This window comes from Pseudomonas sp. ASL7, from assembly GCF_056680375.1.
In genome coordinates this window covers 1447644-1468580 of sequence record NZ_CM155279.1, presented here as the reverse complement: position 1 = coordinate 1468580, position 20937 = coordinate 1447644, and the positions used below count along the sequence as shown (strand labels likewise).

At 59.4% G+C, this 20937-nt stretch carries 18 protein-coding genes; 5 read left to right on the top strand and 13 right to left on the bottom strand.

The genetic code is table 11. The features are described 5' to 3' along the window. Nucleotides 1-20 precede the first annotated feature (20 nt). The 7 genes from AC1MDT_RS06700 to AC1MDT_RS06670 form a co-directional block, all read right to left on the bottom strand. Nucleotides 21-1031 (bottom strand): YeiH family protein, encoded by a 1011-nt coding sequence (locus AC1MDT_RS06700; RefSeq protein ID WP_480421280.1) that lies wholly within the window; start codon nt 1029-1031, stop codon nt 21-23. Beyond that, nucleotides 1028-1354, bottom strand: coding sequence for a Rieske (2Fe-2S) protein (locus AC1MDT_RS06695; RefSeq protein WP_480421279.1), 327 nt, complete (start codon nt 1352-1354; stop codon nt 1028-1030). The genes AC1MDT_RS06700 and AC1MDT_RS06695 overlap by 4 nt, the downstream gene beginning before the upstream one ends. Further along, entirely contained in the window at nt 1351-2013 is a 663-nt protein-coding gene (locus AC1MDT_RS06690) for a DsbA family oxidoreductase (RefSeq protein WP_480421278.1), read from the bottom strand. Before AC1MDT_RS06690 ends, AC1MDT_RS06695 begins: the two co-directional genes overlap by 4 nt. Then, nucleotides 2010-3344 carry an MFS transporter gene (locus tag AC1MDT_RS06685; protein ID WP_480421277.1) on the bottom strand — a complete coding sequence of 445 codons (1335 nt, stop codon included), beginning with the start codon at nt 3342-3344 and terminating at the stop codon, nt 2010-2012. The genes AC1MDT_RS06690 and AC1MDT_RS06685 overlap by 4 nt, the downstream gene beginning before the upstream one ends. 93 nt (nt 3345-3437) lie before the next feature. Then, nucleotides 3438-4490, bottom strand: coding sequence for a beta-keto acid cleavage family enzyme (locus AC1MDT_RS06680; RefSeq protein ID WP_480421276.1), 1053 nt, complete (start codon nt 4488-4490; stop codon nt 3438-3440). Between the two features lie 77 nt (nt 4491-4567). Beyond that, entirely contained in the window at nt 4568-5416 is an 849-nt protein-coding gene (locus tag AC1MDT_RS06675) for a TauD/TfdA dioxygenase family protein (protein WP_480421275.1), read from the bottom strand. Nucleotides 5417-5430: 14 nt separating this feature from the next. Continuing rightward, the gene (locus AC1MDT_RS06670; protein ID WP_480421274.1) at nt 5431-6411 is read right to left on the bottom strand and encodes a quinone oxidoreductase family protein; all 981 of its coding nucleotides are present in this window, start codon (nt 6409-6411) and stop codon (nt 5431-5433) included. 190 nt (nt 6412-6601) lie between these two features. On the opposite strand from AC1MDT_RS06670, the gene AC1MDT_RS06665 reads away from it, so the two are divergent. The 4 genes from AC1MDT_RS06665 to AC1MDT_RS06650 all read left to right on the top strand — a co-directional run bounded on the left by AC1MDT_RS06665 (nt 6602) and on the right by AC1MDT_RS06650 (nt 12788). Further along, the gene (locus tag AC1MDT_RS06665) at nt 6602-8137 is read left to right on the top strand and encodes an efflux transporter outer membrane subunit (RefSeq protein ID WP_480422718.1); all 1536 of its coding nucleotides are present in this window, start codon (nt 6602-6604) and stop codon (nt 8135-8137) included. Next, nucleotides 8130-9269 (top strand): HlyD family secretion protein, encoded by a 1140-nt coding sequence (locus AC1MDT_RS06660; RefSeq protein ID WP_480421273.1) that lies wholly within the window; start codon nt 8130-8132, stop codon nt 9267-9269. Before AC1MDT_RS06665 ends, AC1MDT_RS06660 begins: the two co-directional genes overlap by 8 nt. Continuing rightward, on the top strand, nt 9259-10302 hold the full coding sequence (locus tag AC1MDT_RS06655) for a DUF2955 domain-containing protein (RefSeq protein ID WP_480421272.1): 1044 nt from the start codon (nt 9259-9261) through the stop codon (nt 10300-10302). The genes AC1MDT_RS06660 and AC1MDT_RS06655 overlap by 11 nt, the downstream gene beginning before the upstream one ends. A gap of 98 nt (nt 10303-10400) precedes the next feature. After that, on the top strand, nt 10401-12788 hold the full coding sequence (locus AC1MDT_RS06650; RefSeq protein WP_480421271.1) for a DUF3772 domain-containing protein: 2388 nt from the start codon (nt 10401-10403) through the stop codon (nt 12786-12788). A 32-nt stretch (nt 12789-12820) separates the two neighbouring features. Here AC1MDT_RS06650 and AC1MDT_RS06645 read toward each other — a convergent pair whose 3' ends face one another. The 6 genes from AC1MDT_RS06645 to AC1MDT_RS06620 all read right to left on the bottom strand — a co-directional run bounded on the left by AC1MDT_RS06645 (nt 12821) and on the right by AC1MDT_RS06620 (nt 19311). Next, nucleotides 12821-14431 carry a gamma-glutamyltransferase family protein gene (locus tag AC1MDT_RS06645; RefSeq protein WP_480421270.1) on the bottom strand — a complete coding sequence of 537 codons (1611 nt, stop codon included), beginning with the start codon at nt 14429-14431 and terminating at the stop codon, nt 12821-12823. Nucleotides 14432-14572: 141 nt separating this feature from the next. Continuing rightward, the gene (locus AC1MDT_RS06640; RefSeq protein WP_480421269.1) at nt 14573-15352 is read right to left on the bottom strand and encodes an amino acid ABC transporter ATP-binding protein; all 780 of its coding nucleotides are present in this window, start codon (nt 15350-15352) and stop codon (nt 14573-14575) included. Nucleotides 15353-15354: 2 nt separating this feature from the next. Continuing rightward, on the bottom strand, nt 15355-16122 hold the full coding sequence (locus tag AC1MDT_RS06635) for an amino acid ABC transporter permease (RefSeq protein WP_480421268.1): 768 nt from the start codon (nt 16120-16122) through the stop codon (nt 15355-15357). Nucleotides 16123-16133: 11 nt separating this feature from the next. Next, on the bottom strand, nt 16134-16940 hold the full coding sequence (locus AC1MDT_RS06630; protein ID WP_480421267.1) for an ABC transporter substrate-binding protein: 807 nt from the start codon (nt 16938-16940) through the stop codon (nt 16134-16136). 84 nt (nt 16941-17024) lie between these two features. Continuing rightward, on the bottom strand, nt 17025-17693 hold the full coding sequence (locus AC1MDT_RS06625; protein WP_480421266.1) for a GntR family transcriptional regulator: 669 nt from the start codon (nt 17691-17693) through the stop codon (nt 17025-17027). Between the two features lie 721 nt (nt 17694-18414). Further along, a complete protein-coding gene (locus AC1MDT_RS06620) occupies nt 18415-19311 on the bottom strand; it encodes a helix-turn-helix domain-containing protein (RefSeq protein ID WP_480421265.1) in 897 nt (298 codons plus the stop codon). Nucleotides 19312-19474: 163 nt separating this feature from the next. Here AC1MDT_RS06620 and AC1MDT_RS06615 point away from each other — a divergent pair, with 163 nt between their 5' ends. Further along, entirely contained in the window at nt 19475-20833 is a 1359-nt protein-coding gene (locus AC1MDT_RS06615) for a glutamine synthetase family protein (RefSeq protein WP_480421264.1), read from the top strand. Nucleotides 20834-20937: the final 104 nt, after the last annotated feature.

Sequence of the window (20937 nt, the reverse complement as noted above, 5' to 3'; positions counted from 1 at the left end):
AGTGCTGCGTGCAGCCGGGCTTACAGCCCCCAGTGCAACAACAGCAACACGAGAACGGCAAGGAATACGGTTTCCCCGATCATCAACAGGATGGGCTTGATGCCGACAGAGGCCAGCTCCTTGAGCTGGGTTTTCATGCCCAAGGCACTGATCGAAACCACCAGGCTCCAGCGCGACAGCTCGTTGATGGAGCCCTGCACCGCCGGGGCAACCCACCCGGTACTGTTGATGCAGGCGAGCACCAGGAAACCGACGGCGAACCAAGGCAGCAGCGGCGGCCGCTTGCCGCCCGTGTCGGCGCCCTGCATACGCGTGATCAGGGTGGCACTGAGGATCACCGGTAGCAGCATGGCGACGCGCATCAGCTTGACCACGGTGGCGATGTCTCCGGTCTCGGTCGACAGGCTGTATCCGGCACCGACCACCTGCGCCACATCGTGGATGGTCCCGCCGAGGAACACTCCTGCCACTTGTGGCGACAACGCCAACCAGTTGGCAATCATCGGGTAAAGGATCATTGCCGTGGTGGACAGCGCCGACACCCCGATAACGGTGAACAGAGTGGCACGTTCTTTCTGCGGATGATTGGGCAACGCCGCCGCCAGCGCCATCGCCGCCGAAGCGCCACAGATTGCCGTAGCGCCGCCGGTAAGCATCCCAAACAAGCGTGAGAAGCCCAGGGCCTTGGCTGCCACCACTGAAACACTGATGGTCACCACCACCAGGATCACAACCAGTGCAAAAGGCTTCCAGCCCAACGCGGCGATCTGCTCGAGGGTGATGCGCATCCCCAGCAGGGCCACGCCGAGGCGCAACACGGTGCGCGCAGTGAATTCGATGCCGGCTTTGCATGGACCGTCACCGGAAAGAAAGTTCAGCCCCATGCCGACCAGCAACGCGAACAGCATGACCGGCGCGCCGTAGTGTTCGGACAGGAAGGACGCCGCAGCAGCAACGATCAGACTGACGATAAAGCCTGGCGCTAATTCGCGCACGCGGCTGTGGATGCTACTGATAGCAATGGCGCTCATGGCGCGGACTCCTCGGGAACAATAACGATAAATGCGTGGCCGTCGATGACTTCGACCGGGTAGTTGGCAACCTTGAGCGCGGTTGAGTTGAGCAGGTAGCCGCTGCTCAGGTCGAAGCGCAAACCATGGGCGCAGCATTGAATGACCCGGCCCTCAAGACGCCCGCCGCACAGCGAGGCGCCCTGATGCGGGCAGCTGTCGTCGATGGCAAACAACTGCCCGTCGACGTTGAACAGCGCCAGGCTTTTGTCATCGAACTCAACCAGCGCACGACCACCCGCTTGCGGGAGTTTTCCGGCAGGCACAGGAATGCGGCGCGTCATGCCGGTTGCCGCTCGTGATCACTTTCTTTCAGTGCCCGGCTCATGGCCCCGAGTAAGACCTCGGCGGGTTGCGCGCCCACTAGCGTCATGCGGTGATCGAACTGAAAGCTGGGCACGCCACCCGCCGCGCCCGGGAGGCTTGAAAACGGACTGGCGTCACCCTTCAGGCAGTCGGCCAAGGCGTCAGTATCAAAGCCGCAGGAGCGGGCAATCGCAAGCAACGTCTCACGGCAGCCCAGGTCTTCGCCCTTCTGGAAATAAGCGGCAAACAGTCGCTCCAGCAGGACGTCCCGCTGGACAGCATTGCCCTGCGCGCTGAGACGCTCGAACACTCGATGCGCGTCTGCGGTGTTGGGCATCGTCGCGATGCGGCTGAAGTCGATAGCCAACCCGACTGCCGCAGCGGCCTGCCGGACCTGGGCCTGGCGCATGCCCACGGCTTCGGTACTGCCCAGACGTTTACGGTAGAAGTCGGCGAAGGGTTCCCCTTGTACCGGCAACTGAGGCAGCAACTGCACGCCGTGCCACACCGTGGTGATCTGCACATCCGGTTGGCGACTGCGAAACTGTACCTGCGCATGCTCCAATTGGCGCTTACCGATCAGGCACCAGGGGCAAATGAAATCGAAAAACACATCTACCTGTAAACGACGACTCACAACTTCACCTCAAACACTACTTTTTTACCGACGGTGTCAGCGACGGGCTCGCCGTTAAGCCGAGCAATGTCGTTGTTGTAATGACACTTGGCGTAGAAAAACACCGCCGCCGCCACGATGCTGATCAGGGGGACCAACTGGAACGCTGCATGCAGGCCGATCAAATCGGAGACCTTGCCGGTAATGAATGGCCCCGGGGCCAGTCCCAGCATGTTGTTGGCCAGGGTCAGCGTGGCGAACGCCGTGCCGTGGACCGAATAGTGGGTCAAATTGGCAACCATCGCCCCGGCAGGCCCTGTGGTACCGGCAGCAATCAGCATGCCCAGGCAGATCAGCGCCAGTTGCGCAGGCCCGACCGGCAAGGCGAATGCCAACGACAACAGCAGGCAGCTGCCCAGGCAATAAGCGATGGCCAGGGCGATCTTGCGTTCAGGCGATTGGTGGCACAGGCGATCGCTGAGCATCCCGCACAGAATCATCCCGGCGCCGCTGCACAGCACGATGATGGCGGCCACCGCCCCCGCCTTGTCTGTGCCCATTTCGTAATAACGGTTGAGGTAGCTCGGCATCCACACAATCACCGTGCCACCGACGAATAGCTGCAAGCCGCTGCCGACATAGGCACCGATCACCGAACGACTGGAAAACAACGTGCGCAACGGACGCTTGACTGCGGCAGCAGCTTTGTTCGCGGCCATGGTGGCGCGCTGTGGAGCGATGCGCGCTTCCTTCACGATGATCGGGTAAAGCACCGCCAGCAACAGGCCAAACAGCGCCATGCCGGCGAAGGACCACCGCCAGCCCAACTTGTTGGCAATCACTCCGCCAAAGGCCATGCCCAACACCGAGCCGAACATGCCTCCGGCCATAAAGGCACTGGAAAGCGTGGCACGCATGTGCTTGGGAAATACGGAAATCACAACGGCGATGCCGACGCTGCCATAGGCCGCCTCGCCTACGCCGACCATGAACCGGGCAATAAACATCTGCTGATAGTCTTGCGCCAACGCGCAGCCCAGGGTTGCCAGGCTCCACATCAAGGCCATCAGCGCCAGGCTTTTGACCCGCCCGAAACGGTCGGCCAGCAGTGACAGGGGAAACGTCAGCAGTCCGACCATCAAGGCGACGATACCACTGAGCAGACCGAGCTGGCCGTCGCTCAACGTCCACTCGCTTTTAAGCAGCGGGAACACTGCGTTAAGCACTTGGCGAGACATGTAGTCGGAAATCAACAGGCCGAACGTCAGCGCGAAGACGATCCAGGCATATTTGCGCGCAACACCGACCGAGCCTGGCTCGTCATCGTCTGCTGCGCCGGGGTAAAAGGCCATATTGCCTCCTCGGATGTTGCTAGTGCTTCTTATTGTTATAGGGTATGCGGTGCAGCGGGGCGAGAAGCCGTCGGCCTTCCGCCCCGCTACCGGTCAGCCGCGTTGCGGCACACCTTTTTGGCCAACCTTGCGGTTGGGGGACATGCCGTTGGCCAACAGGGTCTCCTCAATGCTCTGGTACTTCACACCGATGCGGTAGATCTCACGGGCTTCTTTGCCGGTGGCAATTTCGCGACCCAGTTCATGAGCGATGCGCACGGTTTGCTTGATCTGCGCAACCGAGCCGAAACGATCGCCTTTGTGATCAATGATCGTGTCTTCATTGCCCACACGTGGGTGCATGCCCATGGCCATCGACATGGTGTTGAACGGCATTACGTTCTTGAGCAGCGACTCGGAGGTCAGGGTGCAGCCGTCCGGCGCGCGGTGGATAAAGTTGAAGAAGTTGAACGGGTTAGGACCGTCGAAACCGCCACCAATGCCGATCCAGGTCAGGTTCAGCGGGCCCATGTACACACCCCTGCGCACCAGGCGTTCGAGGGTTTCCATGGCATGCATGCCGGTCAGCTGGAAGTGCGGCTGAATGTCGTTGTCCATCAGGCGCTTAAGGTGTTCAGCAACCCAAGCTGGGCCAGCCGGTACGGTCATCTCGCTGTAGGCGGCCTGAAAAGCCGGATTGGCCAGGGAGGTGCCTTCCAGGTATTCCGGATAGAGCAGCTCCATGATGTTCATTTGGGTGGTGTTGATGGCCACTGTCACCTGATCCGGTTTTGGCGTCAGTTCAGCCAGCATGTGGCGAGTGTCGTCAGACAGCCACTTGGCGGCTTCGCCATCGCTTTCAGGGGCGAAGGAAATCGACCCGCCAACCTGAATGATCATGTCCGGCACGGCTTCACGCACACCCGCGATCAGCTCGTTGAACTTGGACAGGCGCTTGGAGCCTTTGCCATCCAGTTCGCGTACGTGCAGGTGCAAAACGGTGGCACCTGCCTCATAACAATCAACCGCCTTCTGCACCTGTTCATCCATGGTCAGCGGAATGTCTTCCGGAAAGTCTTCCGGCATCCATTCAGGGCCGTATGGGGCTACGGTGATTACCACCTTTTCCATGTTTTCCGGGTGCAGCGAATCGTCGAAGAATTGCATGAGTGACTCCTATTATTATGATTGCCTGCCCGGCGGGCGATGCCGGGCAAACGGATAGGCGAGTACGAACGGGTTGATCAGAACGTCTTGTCGCCGATGATGCCGGCACGTTCCATCTTGCGATGGCACGGCGGGTAATCCATGACGGCGTAGTGTTGGGTACTGCGGTTGTCCCAGATGGCAATGCTGTTGGGTTTCCAGCGCCAGCGCACTTGGTACTCGGGGATGTAGGCCTGGCTGATCAGGTAGCGCAACAGCTCGCCGGCACCCGGGTTGGCGTCCTGGCCGAAGCGCACTCGTTCAGGGGTGTGGTAGTTGCTGAAATGGGTGGTGAACGCGTTGACGAACAGCACCTTTTCGCCGGTTTCCGGGTGGATGCGCACCACCGGGTGCTCGGGGTCCGGATACATGGCCTTGAGCGCCAGACGCTTCTCGATCGGCATGGCCGCGCCGAAGCTGGCCTCGATGCTATGCCGAGCGCGAAGGTCGGCGATCTTCACCTTTACGTCGTCCGGCAAGTTCGCGTAGGCCTGAACCATGTTGGCCCACATGGTGTCGCCGCCCACCGGTGGACACTCCACGCAGCGCAGCACGCAACCCATCGGCGGCGCGTCGCGCCAGGTGGCGTCGGTGTGCCAGGCGTTCTCATAGCGGTCCATCGGCTGGTCCGGGTTCTTGTAGATGCGCACCAGCCCCGGATGGTCCGGATCAGTGCCCGCCACCGGATGATCCTCCAGCTCGCCAAAGCGACGAGCGAAGGCGACGTGCTCGGCGCGGCTGATCTCCTGATCACGCAAAAACACCACTCGGTGCTTGAGCAACTGAGCACGAATCTCGGCAAAAAGACCGTCGTCATGGACGGCGTCGGCGAGATTGACGCCGATGAGTTCCGCGCCGATGTTGCAGGTCAATTGTTCGACTTTCATGGCAGGCGACTCCCTTAAATGACGAAAATCGAGGAGCCGGTGGTCTTGCGCGATTCCAGGTCACGATGGGCCTGCACGGCATCCTGCAAGGCGTAGTGCTGGTTGATCTCGATCTTGATTCGACCGCTGCCGACGTGATCAAACAGTTCGCCTGCCAGGGCGGCTTTTTCTTGCGGGTCGGCGATGTAGTCGGCCAACGCAGGACGAGTCAGGAACAGCGAACCTTTCATGGCCAGCAGCACCGGGTCAAAGGCTGGAATCGGGCCGGATGCAGTCCCCACGCAAACCATCAGGCCGCGGCGTTTAAGCGAGTCCAGGGACCCCATGAAAGTATTCTTGCCGACGCTGTCGAACACCACGTTGACGCCGACACCGTCAGTCAGCTCGCGAACGCGCTGGGCGACATCTTCATGGCTGTAATTGATGACATGGTCACAGCCATGGGCCCGAGCGATTTCACCCTTGCCCTCGGTGGATACCGTGCCGATGACCGTCAGCCCCAGCAGCTTGGCCCATTGCGAAACGATCAGGCCGACGCCACCGGCAGCGGCATGCAGCAAAATGCTGTCGCCGGCCTTGAAATTGTGGATCCGGCGCATCAGGTACGCTGAAGTCAGCCCGCGCATGGTCATGGCGGCGGCAGTCTCGAAACCGATGGTTTCCGGCAGTTTGATCAGCGCCGCGGCTGGAATCAAACGTTCGGTACTGTATGCACCCAGCGTGTTGAGAAATCCGGTGTAGGTGACGCGATCGCCGACCTCGACCTGGGTCACGCCCTCGCCGATCGCCTGTACCACGCCAGAGGCTTCAACGCCCATGCCGTTCGCCAGCGGGATCGGGTAGGTGCCATTGCGAAAGTAGGTGTCGGCATAGTTCAGTCCGACGGCAACGTGACGCAGACGAACCTGGCCTGGGCCGGGCTCCCCGACTTCGACGTCTTCATAGCGAAGGACTTCGGGACCACCGGCTTCGTAGAAACGTACGGCTTTAGCCATGTTTTTATTCTCCAATCAGCCATTTTTTGGCGTTATGCGTTGATTGGACTTTAGGTCGCAAGCGGACTGGCCGCTTCTCATCAGGCGACAATGGCTTGTCATTTGATGACAAACGTGCACGCCCGTTCAGACGTCTATGCTCCCACTCATCATCCTTCATGGATCGCCATTGATGCTTTCACGTACCGCCATGCTGAAACGGTCGGCCCCCTTCCTGCTGGTGGGCGTATTCGCCCTCCACGGCTGCGTGCGGTTGGGGCCGGACTTCCAGCCACCGGGTGAAGAATGGATCAAGCACTGGGACACCCCTGCCCTTGAGCAATCCAGTCAGCGGGGCCCGAGCCCGGACATCCGTCAGTGGTGGAAAGTGTTCGCCGATCCGGTGCTCGACCGCCTGATTGCCGAATCGGATGCGCACAATACCAGCCTGAAAATCGCCGGTCTGAGCGTAATGGAAGCCCGTGCACAACTGGGCATTGCCCAGGCGGGGCTCTATCCGCAACAGCAACAAGTCAGCGCCGACAGCCTGTACGACAGCCGCAGGCAATCCGGTGGGAGAAATCCTCAGAACAACCGTTTCTGGCAATACGGTGCGGGTTTTGATGTCAGCTGGGAACTGGATTTCTGGGGTCGTTTCAGTCGCGCAATCGAGTCGTCCGATGCCAGCTATTTCGCTGCCCAGGCCAACTATGAAGATGCCCTGGTACTGCTGCGGGCCCAAGTGGCCGATACCTATTTTTCATTGCGCACCCTTGAAGCCCGTCTACGCGTCGCCCGGGAGAATGCCAGCCAGCAAAAGCGCAGCTTCGAGATCACCGAGAAACTCTTTAAAAGCGGCCAGAATGCCGAACTCGACCTGCAACAAGCCAAGACCCAATACCTGGGAACGTTGAGTACCATCCCCGACCTCGAAGACCAGTTCCTGCGTACCCGCAATGCGTTGGCGGTGCTGATCGGCCAGCCCCCCGGTGCGCTACCGCAACTGGTGGAGAATGTCGGCTTGATCCCGTTGGTCGACCGCGCCGTGCTGCAAGATGTACCCGCCACTCTACTGTTGCGTCGACCGGATGTGCGCGCGGCCGAGCTCAATGTTGCCGCCCAGTCGGCGCTGATCGGCGTGGCGGAAAGTGATTTTTATCCATCGCTGAGCTTGTTCGGGAGCATCATCTGGTCAGCCAATTCGCTGGGAGGCACTGCCAATAATCTGGACCTGATTGGCGGCCCGAGTCTACGCTGGAACGTGTTCGATCACGGTCAGATCACCAACAACGTACGTGTTCAGGATGCGCGATTGCAGCAGCTGATCGAGGCGTACCGGGACTTGGTTCGCCAGGCTGCACGCGAGGCTGACGATGCCGCCAGCGGCCTGATCAAATCCCTGGAGCGTGAACGAATCCTGGGTGAGGCCGCAGTGGCCGCCCAGCGTTCGCTGGTGTTGGCCAGCGCTCAGTTTCGGGAAGGTTATTCAGATTTCCAGCGGGTACTGGATGCTCAGAGCGCGCTACTCAATCAACAAGACAACTACCTGATAGCCCGCAGCAACGCCGTCAGCAATGTGATTGCCTTATACAAAGCACTGGGCGGTGGATGGTACAGCGGCCAACCCAAAGTGGATCAGGCCACCCGCCAACAAATGGAAAAACGCACGGATTGGGGCAATTTACTGGAACCCGCCGCTGCACAGCCAGCCTTTCCCCTCCCTCAGAAGGTAAATGAAGATGAGTGAAGCCGCGCAGCCCGCTCCCGACCTGCCCTCCCCCGAGTCGCCAGAGCCGGCCGCCGATCCTTCAAAAAAAGGCCTCCAGTGGGTGTTGGCGCTGATCTTCCTCAGCCTGGTCTGGTACTTGCTGGCTGACCGCTTCACGCCTTACACGCAACAGGCTCGCGTGGGGGCCTTTGTGATTCCGGTGGCCGCAGAGGTGGCGGGCCGGGTGACCCGGGTGAACGTGCGCAACAACCAGGACGTCAAGGCGGGCGATGTCCTGTTTGAAGTAGATCCGCAGTCTTATCAAATCGCCGTCGACCGAGCGCGCGCGGACCTTGAATCGACACGCCGGCAGATCGGCGCCGGTACCGCCGGCATTGCCTCGGCTCAAGCCTCGCTGCGAGCGGCCCAAGCCAATGAACTGAAGACGAAGCAGGACAATCAGCGTCTTGAAGGGTTGTACCGCGAAGACCCGGGCACCATTTCCGTGCGCCTGCTGGAAGTGTCACGCGCCAACCGCGAACAGGCCACCAGTCAGGTGGCCGCCGCCCGTGCCGAGGTTGAGCGGGCGCGCGAAACAGAAGGCGGCAGTGATGAAGACAACGCCAAGCTGCGCAGCGCGGCCACGGCGTTGTCCAAAGCCGAACTGGACCTGGCCAATACGCAGATCCGTGCGCGCTCGGCAGGCCTGATTACCGACCTGCGCACTGACGTCGGACAGTTCGCCGCCGCCGGCAGCCCGGTCATGATCCTGATCGCGATCCACGATGTGTGGATCAGTGCGGACATGACTGAGAACAACCTGGGTTTGGTCGCCCCGGACACGCCGGTGCGGATCATCCTCGACGCGATGCCGGGCCACACGTACGAGGGCCGAGTGCGCAGTGTCGGCTTTGGCGTCAGTGTCGGTCCGCCCACCCCGGCCGGCAGTCTGCCGAGCGTACAGAACAGCCGTGACTGGCTGCGTCCGGCACAGCGTTTTCCGGTGATTATCGAATTTTCCGAGGACTCGATGAATATGCTGCGGGACAGTCGCGCCATCCGGGCCGGCGGACAGGCTGAAGTCATGGCGTTCCCGACTCAGGGCAACCCGTTGAATGTGCTCGGTCGCGTGTTTTTCGGGTTAATGAGCTGGCTGAGCTATGCCTATTAAGAGCAGGCCGACTGAGCGCAATCCCCGGGCTCAGCGCGCGCTTCGTCTGGCCTTGGGCACGGCACTCTGCCTCGCTGCCAGTTTCGGCCTGGGGTTGCCGATCCCGTTTCTTGCACCGGTACTGTGTGTATTGTTGCTTGGCACACTTAATCGGCCGCTGCCCTTCAAGGTTGGACTGGTTCTCGCACTGGCTGCGATGTTGATCACGGGCGTCGGCCTGGTGTTGATTCCAGTCCTGCGCTACTACCCCTTCACGGGTGTGTTGCTGATCGGTGTCAGCCTGTTCCTGGCCTTTGGTTTTGGGCTGCGCGGCGGTAACAACTTGCTCGTGACCTTTCTGGTGATTGGCTTGACCATGATTTCTTCGGCGGGTGTGGCCGATTTTGACCTGGCGATGATGGTGATTGGTGCACTGGTCAAGGGGCTGCTCCTTGCCGTCATCGTGGTGGCTTTAAGTCATCAGCTTTTTCCAGAACCGGCCAACGCCCCGTCGCCACCGGCCGCCCCTGCCCTGTCGGCTGACGAGGTGACCAGGATTGCACTGCGTGCCACCCTGATTGTGTTGCCGACATTCGTGCTGGCGCTGATCGATCCCGCCACCTATTTGCCGATTATCCTGAAGGCCGTCAGCCTGGGTCAGCAAAGCGCCACAACCACAGCCCGCACCGCAGGTCGTGAGCTGATCGGGTCGACGTTGCTCGGCGGGCTGCTGGCCATCCTGTTCTGGTGCGCCCTCAGTCTGTTTGTCCATCTGTGGATGTTCTTTCTGTGGACGCTGCTGTTCGGCCTGGTGCTGGCGCGCAAGCTCTATGCCTTGAACCCGACGCGACAAACCCCGGGGTTCTGGCTCAACACCCTGATTACGCTGATTATCCTGCTGGGGCAGTCGGTTCAGGACAGCGCGGCGGGCAAAGACGTCTACACCGCATTTGCCGTGCGCATGGGGTTGTTCATCTTCGTGACGCTATACGCCTGCCTGATGGTCCATCTACTCGACCGGCGTCAGCAAAAAGACGTTCAAGGGTTGACCTGATACCCCTGCCCTTGCAGGCAATGCCTGAAACTCTTTATTTTTCGCGCCAGCACCCGCCATGGCCTAACATCAATGGTTAAAGTCGCTGGAGCATGCCAATGTGTCCTGCATTGAAATTAATCCTGATTTTCATGATTACATTGTGGGGTGCGAGCATCAGTGAGCTGTCGGCTGCCGACATCGCAGTGACTTCAACCGACACGCCAGGCACTTCGTCCGTTACAGTGTCCCCAAGTGATCTGCAAGAACTTCAAATTCGGCTTGACCGGATCAAACAAGAGGCTTCGTTGGCGGATAACCTCTCCCAGATGGTGGGTCTGCAAGATTCCATTCAATCTTTGATCAGTGATGTGGACCGCCTGCAGTCATCGCTGCTGCCTGAACAGAGGCAATTACAAGCTCAACTTGATGTGTTAGGCCCTGTCAACGCTGGCGATCTCACGCCGGAAAAGTCGGATATCGCAACGCAAAGAGCCTTTTTTTCCGAACAAAAGAGGGCCGTCGATGCCAGCTTGAAAACCTTGGCAGTGCTTAGACAAAATGCCTCCGACCTCATGGCTCAGATTGCTACGATTCGACGCAGCCTTCTGGAGTCCGAAATAACGCTTCGTAGCGGCAGTATTCTGGGGCCGGAGTTTTGGGCACCGATGTTTAACCCGCTAATGGAGGACCGTGAGCGACTGCGCGACTTCATCGAGCAGGCCAGTCATTCGATCAAAATAACCTGGCAGCCCGGCCAGCGCCTGTTTTCCATCACACTGATGGTTCTGGCACTGCTCATTTGGACCTGGGGCCGGAACGTCGCGGAGCGCGGGCTGACCTGGGTGTGCATACATCGAATGCCCGAAGGGCGTTTGCGTCGAAGTACCCTTGCACTGGCCTCAGTGGTGGCGACGATATTGACCACTGCCTGCGCGATGCAGGTGCTGTTTTATGCACTGACTCGACAACTTCCGTTGTCGCCCATGATGCAGAACTTTGCCGATGAATTCGAAAAGCTTATTTATACCTGTGTCCTGATCACCGGTTTAAGCCGGGCGATGCTCTCGACCAAACATCCCTCCTGGCGGCTACCGGCTATCTCCGACTCTGTCGCCCTGGCGATAGAACCCTTTCCCAGACTATTGGCCGGTACGCTCCTGGTGCTGGTGGGGCTGACGCAAATTACCAATGTCACCAACATGAGCACCCCAGTCGTGCTTTTTTGTCGCGGCGTGATCGGACTCGTTGTCACGCTGATTCTCGGTACGTTATTCCGGCGTGCCAGCAACGTCCGAAGGGCCGTGGCAGCCAGCGGTGAAGCCCCCGAATCGAGTACCACCCTCGCCGGCGTGATTTATTCCTTCGCCGGCATTGCGGTTGTTGTATCGCTGTTCGCCCTGCTGATCGGCTACGTTTCCCTGGCCAGATTCATCACCTACGAACTGGTATGGGGCTTTACCATCCTGTCCGGTTTTTACCTGCTGATTCAGTTGTTCAAAGACAGCTGTGAGTACCTGTTCTCCCCCAAGAGTCCCAGTGGAAAAGCGTTTAAACAATCGCTCGGGATTGGTGATGTGCGTCTTGAGCAAGTGTCGATCATTTTGTCCGGAGCGGGTCGCGCCACGTTGTTACTGCTCGCCTTCATTTCACTGTTTGTGGGTGGCGTAGGAACGACACTCGGGCAACTGGTCTCCCAAGTGCTCGCCATCCTCGGCGGTGATGGCTTGCGCAAATTCAATATCATCCCTGGCCACGTATTTAATGCATTGCTGGCCCTGTTGGTCGGTATCTACCTGATTCGCTCATTACGCCGGTGGCTGGATAACGAATTACTACCCAAGACCGATATGGACCCCGGCATGTGCGATTCCCTCAGTACACTGTTCGCCAATATTGGCTATGTCCTGGCCATTCTGCTGGCACTGTCGTCACTGGGCGTGGAGTGGACCAACCTGGCCTGGATCGTCAGCGCCCTGTCCGTCGGTATTGGTTTTGGCTTGCAGGAAATCGTCAAAAACTTCGTTTCCGGCCTGATTCTTCTGACCGAACGCCCGGTCAAGGTTGGCGACATGATCAGTATCAGCGGGGTTGAAGGTGACATCCGGCGAATCAATGTCAGGGCCACTGAAATTCAACTCAGCGACCGTTCGATAGTCATCGTTCCGAACTCACAATTGATTTCGCAAAACTTGCGTAACGTGACGCTGGGCGGCAGTGCGCAGGGTGTAGCGACACTCGAACTGATGTTCCCGCTGGACATTGACCCCGAGCAAGTACAAAGCCTGTTGTGCGACACGTATAACGAGAACGAAACCATCCTTGATAAACCGGCCCCTTATGTTCGATTCAGCAAACTCTCGCCCGACGGCATCACGTTGACAATCACGGGATACGTCAGCAGCCCGAGAATCGTCGGCATCACGAAAAGCGACCTGTTGTTTGAAATTCTCAAGCGCTTGAGTGCGGCCGGTATCGAATTGGCCAAACCGGCCACGCCTGCGTAGTGGCGAGGGCGCGATACCCTCGCCACTGCCCGTTAACACACGGCGATATGCGAGTCCGTGCGTGGCTCGGTTCCACCGCATAACACGCCAGTATCGGGATCGCGCAGGATGATCTGTCCGCGCCCGTAACTGGTCAGGTCGCACGCCACTTCCACTTGGTGCCCGCGCCGCGCCAATGCCGCGGCCATATCTCGCGAAGCGCCCTGCTCGATGCCGACCTTCAATCCTCCCAACCATTGCCAGCGCGGTGCATCCAGCGCCGCTTGCGGGTTGAGGCCGAAATCCACCAGGTTCATGACCATCTGCACATGCCCCTGGGGTTGCATATAGCCGCCCATGACGCCGAACGGCCCCATTGCCACGCCGTCCTTACTGAGAAAGCCCGGAATGATGGTGTGGAAGGTCTTTTTACCGGGTGCCAGGCAGTTCGAATGTTCGGGATCGAGGCTGAACTCTTCACCACGGTTTTGCAGAGCAATGCCGCTGTCCGGCAGCACCACGCCTGAGCCGAAACCGTGGTAGTTGCTCTGGATGAACGAGACCATGTTGCCTTCGGCATCAGCGGTGGCCAGGTACACGGTGCCGCTGGCGTGAGGCTCGCCCGGCTGCGGCGCCACAGCCTGTTCGCCGATTTGCCCGCGACGGAGAGCGGCGTACTGATCGCTCAGCAAATCTTCCACCGCCACCCGCATGTGCTCGGGGTCTGTGATGTAGTGGAGCCCGTCGCTGTAAGCCAGTTTCATGGCTTCAAGCTGACGGTGCCAGGTTTGCTGGCTATCGCGATGATCAAAGTCAAAGCCTTCGAGAATCTTCAGCGTCATCAACGCCACGAGACCTTGCCCGCTGGGCGGGATCTCCCAAACGTCGACGCCGCGATAGTTGACCTTGATCGGGTCGACCCACTGCGCGCGATAGGTGTGCAGATCACTGGCGCGCAGATAACCGCCCGTGGCCCGCGAATGCGCATCCAGCCGCTGCGCCAGTGCGCCACGATAAAGGCTTTCGCAGCCTGTGGCCGCCAGGTCCTCCAGGGTTCGAGCCTGGGCAGGGTTGCGAAACATCTCGCCGGCTCGGGGTGCCCGGCCATCGATCAGAAAGGTGTCGAACCAGCTATCGAGCACTTCGTCGCGATCCGGGGTGAAGCCCTCCAGCGCCGTTTGCCATTGCAAGGCAACCACTGGCGACACCGGGAACCCGTCGCGCGCCAGACTGATCGCCGGTTGTAACAGCTGCGCAAACGGCAGACGGCCGAAGCGTTTGGATAGTTCAGCCCAGGCTGACGCGCACCCCGGAACGGTCACGGGCGTCCAGCCGTGCAAGGGCATTTTTTCGTGCCCGGCCGCTTTCACCGCGTCGATACTCAGGGCTTGTGGCGCTGAGCCGTTGGCGTTCAAGCCATGCAGTTTATTGTTGGTCCAGACCAGCGCAAAGGCATCGCCACCGATACCGCAACCGGTGGGTTCAACCACCGTCAGCGCCGCCGCCGTGGCAATCGCGGCGTCTATGGCGTTGCCGCCGCGACGCATGATTTCAATGCCGGCTTCGGCGGCCAGAGGCTGGGAGGCGGCGACCATGCCGCGTTTTGCGAAAACACTTTGACGTTGTGAAGCGTAGGGATACTCGTGGGCAGAAAATTTGAACATGGCAGGACTCACGCAAAAGTAGTGGTCAGAAAAAACTGTAGGAGCTAGCTCGCGATGAACTTGAGAGCGCCGCGTTTATTCAGCTAGCACGCGTTATGGTTAGCGACCATCGTCGGAACGCCGCCCGGAGCAAGCTCGCTCCTACAACACTCGACTGAGAAAGGCGCGGGTGCGAGCGTGCCGGGGTTGACTGAAGATTTGTTCGGGCGGGCCTTGTTCGATCAACTCGCCCTGATCAAGCACCACCACGCGGTCAGCCACTTCGCGGGCAAACCCCATCTCGTGGGTCACCACCACCATGGTCATACCCTCCAGCGCCAACTCCTTCATGACTTGCAGCACTTCGCCCACCGTCTCCGGGTCCAGGGCGCTGGTCGGTTCGTCGAATAACATGGCTTGAGGTTTCATTGCCAATGCCCGGGCGATGGCGACCCGTTGCTGCTGGCCGCCGGATAGCATCGACGGATAGTGGTCGGCTTTTTCGGCCAGACCCACGCGCTTGAGCAGCGCCCTGGCCTGCTCCACCGCCGCGTGACGAGACACGCCCAGCACCTGAATCGGTGCTTCAATAATGTTTTCCAGTGCCGTCATGTGCGGGAACAGATTGAAGCGCTGGAACACCATGCCGATGTCTCGGCGCTGGCGCGCGATATTGCGTTCCGAATCCTTCACCAGACTGCCGTTCGCTTTGGTGCGATAACCCATTGGTCGGCCGCTGACGCGTATCTGCCCGGACTGAATGTCTTCGAGCAAGTTGATACAGCGGATAAACGTGGTTTTGCCGGAGCCGGATGCGCCGATCAGCACCACCACTTCGCCCCGTCGAACTTGCAGCGAGATGCCTTTCAGAATTTCCAGGTCACCGAAGGACTTGTGAATATCCAGCGCTTCGATGACCAGTTCTTCACTCATGTGCGCCATGTTCAACGCCCTCTCAGCAGTTTCATGGTGTTGCGACCGAACAGGCGGCTGGCCGCCGGTGCGGGCCGGTCAGACTGTCCGAACCGGGTTTCGAGCCAGCGCTGGAAAAACCCCCAGAGCGTGGTCAATGTGAGGAAGTAGAGGGCGACCACCAGGTACAACTCGAACACCCGGAAGGTTGCCGAGGTGACCATTTGCGTACTGAGCAACAGTTCCTGCACGCCGATCACGCTGACCAGCGTGGTGTTTTTGAGCATCACGTTGAACTCGTTACCCAGCGGCGGCACGATCACCCGGAATGCCTGGGGCAATACGATGCGGCGCATCAGTTTGGAAAAGGTCATGCCCAGTGAACGCCCGGCTTCGTACTGGCCCTTGTCCACCGCGCCGATACCCGCACGGATGATCTCGGCCATGTAGGCGCCTTCATTGAGTCCCAGGGCGATGATTGCAGCCTGGATGTTGCCCGGTACGATGAACCAGCCGAGGTCCAGGTCTTCGAATCGAAAAATCCCCCCGGCCGCCAGTGCCGTGTATAGAAAAACGATCTGCACCAGCAGCGGCGTGCCGCGCATCAGCCATACATAAAAGCGCACGGGGTACTGCAACAGCGGATTGCGCGACAATTTCATCAACGCCGCCACCAGCCCCAACGTACACCCCAGCAGCATGGCCGACACGCTGATCAGGCACGTCAGCCACAACCCCGTCAGGTAGACATCGCTAGGCTGCAACAGGTACTGCCAGAACACATTCCAATTGAAGTTCATCGAGTACGCCCTCAGTCCAGTTTGTCACCGTCGACATGCCACTTACCGAGTAGCGCGGCGTAACTGCCGTCGGCGCGCATGCCTTGCAGGACTTCGGTCAAGGCTGCCGTCAGCTGTGGATCGCCTTTGCGCACGCCGAAGCCGGTGAGGATTCTGTTGAACGAGGGGACGGCGGACTGGAAAAGGTCCGGCGCGAGTTGCTGATAGTGCCCGGCGGACTCAACCGTAGTGCCAAAGGCATCGACCTGATTGATACGCAACGCCTGGAATGCATCGGCGTCGACGTTGTAAACCACCAGCTTCATCGGCGCCTTGCCGGCGGCTTCAAGCTTTTCGTTCTCCTTGCCGAGCAAGACCCGGATCGTCGAACCATTGCTGACCGCCACCTTGAGACCGGACAGATCTTCCAGGGTGCTCACCGATTTCGGATTGCCCTTGGGCACCACGATGGACTGGCTGGAATACATGAAGTTGACGATATCGATCACTTCGCGGCGTTCGGGCTTATCAAACAATTGATCGACGATCATGTCGCATTGCTGCGCGAGCAGCGCCGGGATTAGCCCGGCGAAGGGAGAGATGCGCCATTCGACTTTCTTGTCCCCCAGACGCTGGGCAATCGCTTCCCCCATATCGACCTGGAGCCCCACGGGTTTCTGCTTCACGTCAAACGACACCAGCGGTGGCGAGTCCATGCCAGAGCAATAAACGATCTTGTCGCTCTTGCTTAATCGCTCAGGTAGCTGGGGGGCGGCGAGCGCCGATAGAGAACATAGACTCATGGTAAATACGGCAACTAACGCGCAAGGCTTGTGCATGGCAAGACTCCAGGTGTGCTGCAACGGATGTCCCGCGTAGGAGCTGCCGCAGGCTGCGGCAGCGCCTACGCGGTGGAATGTTTTCTATTGGTGGGCTTCGAGGAACTGGATCAGGCGCGGGATGGTGCCTTCGATGTGTTCACACACCACTTGCGCGGCTTTATCCGGATCAGCACAGCGCAGCGCAGCGATAATCGACGCATGCTCATCCCGCGCGCTACGGGGCTTGTCGGCGTGCTGTAACCAAAGGCGCATGTGCGGCTCGATCACCGAGTACAGCGCTGAAATTTGCCGCATCAGCCGCGGACGCTCACTCAAGCTGCACAGGTATTCATGGAAGGCGCGATGACGACTGACCCACTCGGCACCGTCTTCGCGGTAGTCATCCATCTCATCGAGCAAGCGCTCCAGATGGCTAAAATGGCGCTCGGTGATTTTCGTGGCGGCGACCCGAATGGCGAGGCCTTCCAGCGCACTGCGCATTTCGAAGACTTCTCGCATTTCATCGATGTTCAAGCCACGGACGATGGCACCACGGTTGGGCCTGAGAATCACCAGACCATCGGCGTCCAAACGCCTGAAAGCTTCACGCACCGGCATCCGGCTCATGCCGATTTCACCGGCGATGTCCTCGGCAATCAGCCGCTCGCCGGTGCGGTAGCGTCCTTTGCAAATGGCTTCGAGAAGAAAGTTGTAGGCCTCCTCCTCGGCTGTGATGGGCTGACGCTCGGAATAGACGGGGGCGAATTTCATCGAATGCACCTTTTGTATTTTTGTATCCAATTATCCATGTAGCCAAAAAGCATATTGCATGCCAGATTTTGAAAATGGCATTCAGGTAATTGAATTGATTGATTTATTGATGAGTCAGAGGACAACGGGCGAGCGGTTTTTCAGTGCTGGTAACGGGTTGAAATGCCCCACGTTGTGGCCTGTGGCACGAAAAAGTGCAGGCAGGTAACACAGCATCGCTGCTAATTACACAATGGGGGCATGCCCTCACTCCGGCATTGCTCCGGGTGGCGTTCCGACGATGAATTCGAAGGCAACGCATTTTTCCAGACAGCACGCGTTATCGTTCACGTCCATCGCGAGCAGGCTCGCTCCCACATACAGCAGATCGGCGTGGAGCTTTGATTCTCACCACTCATCAGGCCGAGCGTTAGCTCGCCTTCAGCTTTTGATCTCGATGCACCGCCCCCTCGAGAGGCCGAGTGGAGGTTCTGCGTAGTGGGCAACCCGGCATGGATGCCGGGTTAGCCGCCCCCGGCCATGGATGGCCGATGGCGGCGGGCCCACGGAGCAGGACCGGAGCGAGAGCATGCCGAGCCACAGCGAGGCACCGAACGAAAGGGGCAGAAGCGTTTGGTTACTTTGGGTTGGGCCGCACAGGCTTTTCAAAGTGACCCGCCGTAAGGGCGGAACCCATAGCCGCCGCTACCAAAAAAACGGATATACACACAATCACCCCCCCCTACCGTTTCAACGTTTCACTGGGAAGTTCGTTGAACAATGCCCGATAACTGCTGGAAAACCGCCCCAAGTGCCAAAACGACCAGCGCATCGCGACCTCCGCCACCGTGGTGTCCATCGGCGTACGGCTGAGTAACTCGCGACGCGCACTGTTGAGGCGGCGTAAACGCAGCCAATGCGTCGGAGTCATCCCGGTGTATGCCTTGAACGCGTGCTGCAACTGACGCAACGAAACCCCGGCGATCTGCGAAAGCTCCAACAGATTCAAGGTGTCTTCCGGAGCATCCGCCGCCCACTCACCGATGCGTTTCATCACCGCGCGTTCTTCGGTCCGGCGCTGCAAACCGCCGCGATCAAGACAGACGCATGCGTTGTCGAGGAGGTACAGGCAGTCCTCCAGCAACTGCTGAGTCAGCGCTTCCTTGCTTGGCGGATCGAGCGTTTGCGCCAGTCGGGTCAAGGTCCCGCTCAGCCAACGGCTGAACAGTGCGTTTTGCCCCGAATTCAGCGGCGCCATGAACAACCCTTCGAGCCTGGCGACATTCAGTCCGTGACGCTGAACGAACTCCGGACCGAACACCACGGCGATTTCCTGGTAGTTCTCCGGGGTGATCCAGATGTTGCGGCTTTCACCATTGAGCAGGTACAGCGCGTTGTCGCTGCGATCGAAACAGAACGCCAGCGAGCCTTCGGGCGCACTGAAGTTTTGCTCGACCCGGGTGTTCATGTGTTCCTCGTAAATCTCTACGCCTTGCAAGTCCAGATAGCGTACCAACCCGGCGAAATGCCCCGGTGACATCTGTTGGTACTGCTGCACCCAACCCGGTGTGGCGCGGATTTGCTCGGCGACATCGGCGGTGTTGAAGGCTTGGACGTGTAAGGCAGTGCACGTTGACATTGGGAGACCTTACGCACTCGTTTGGTGCGTTTTGGTGCTGCTGAAAGTGGATAGATGGATCTGCAAGGCTCGCCCAAGATAGTCGTCAACGCGCCACAGGGGAAGTGTCCGGCGGATGAAACCGTCTTCCCTGGCGTTAAATAAAACCAATAACGAGGTCTTTATGAATGTCCCTTTCGATCAGCTGCTCACGTGGCTGAAAGATCACAAGATTACCGAAGTCGAGTGCGTCGTCAGCGACCTGACCGGCATTGCACGCGGCAAAATCGCACCCACCAACAAGTTCCTGCATGAGCGAGGCATGCGCCTGCCGGAAAGTGTGCTGTTGCAAACGGTAACCGGGGACTTTGTCGACGACGACATCTACTACGACCTGCTCGACCCGGCCGACATCGACATGGTCTGCAAGCCCGTCTCTGATGCGGTTTACGTGATTCCATGGGCCATCGAGCCGACAGCGATTGTGATCCACGATACGTTCGACAAGTTCGGCAATCCCATCGAGCTGTCGCCGCGCAACGTGCTCAAGAAAGTCTTGCAGCTATACACCGACAAAGGCTGGCGGCCGATTGTTGCGCCGGAAATGGAGTTTTACCTGACTCAGCGTTGTGAAGACCCGGACTTGCCGCTCAAGGCACCGCTGGGACGTTCAGGCCGCGCGGAAAGTGGTCGTCAGTCGTTTTCCATCGATGCGGCCAACGAATTCGACCCGCTGTTCGAAGACGTCTACGACTGGTGCGAACTCCAGGGCCTGGACCTCGATACGCTGATCCACGAAGACGGCCCGGCGCAGATGGAAATCAACTTCCGCCACGGCGACGCGCTGGACCTGGCGGACCAGATCACCGTGTTCAAGCGCACCCTGCGAGAAGCGGCGCTCAAACATAACGTGACCGCCACCTTCATGGCCAAGCCGATTGGTGATGAGCCTGGCAGCGCGATGCATATCCACCAGAGCGTGGTCGACATCGCTACCGGTCAGCCGATCTTCGCCGATGGCGACGGGCAGATGAGCGAGTTGTTCCTGCATCACATTGGCGGCCTGCAAAAATACATCCCCAAAGTGCTGCCGATGTTTGCGCCCAACGTCAACTCGTTCCGCCGTTTCTTGCCGGACACCTCGGCACCGGTGAACGTCGAATGGGGCGAAGAAAACCGCACCGTCGGCCTGCGCGTACCGACCTCCAGTCCGGACGCGATGCGCGTCGAAAACCGCTTGCCGGGTGCCGATGCCAATCCGTACCTGGCCATCGCCGCGAGCCTGTTGTGCGGCTACCTCGGCATGGTCGAGCGCATCGAGCCGAGCGCTGCGGTACAGGGCCGGGCTTATGAACGCCGCAACCTGCGATTGCCAATCACCATCGAGGACGCGCTGACGCAGATGGAGGAATGCGAAACCATCGAGCGTTATCTGGGCAGTAAGTTTGTCCGCGGTTACGTCGCGGTCAAACGCGCCGAACACGAGAACTTCAAGCGCGTCATCAGTTCCTGGGAGCGCGAGTTCCTGCTGCTGAGCGTTTAACCCCTTAGCTGTCCGTAAAGGCCTCTTCGCGAGCAGGCTCGCTCCCACAGGAGACCCCATTCCAAATGTGGGAGCGAGCCTGCTCGCGAAGACGGCCGCCAGAA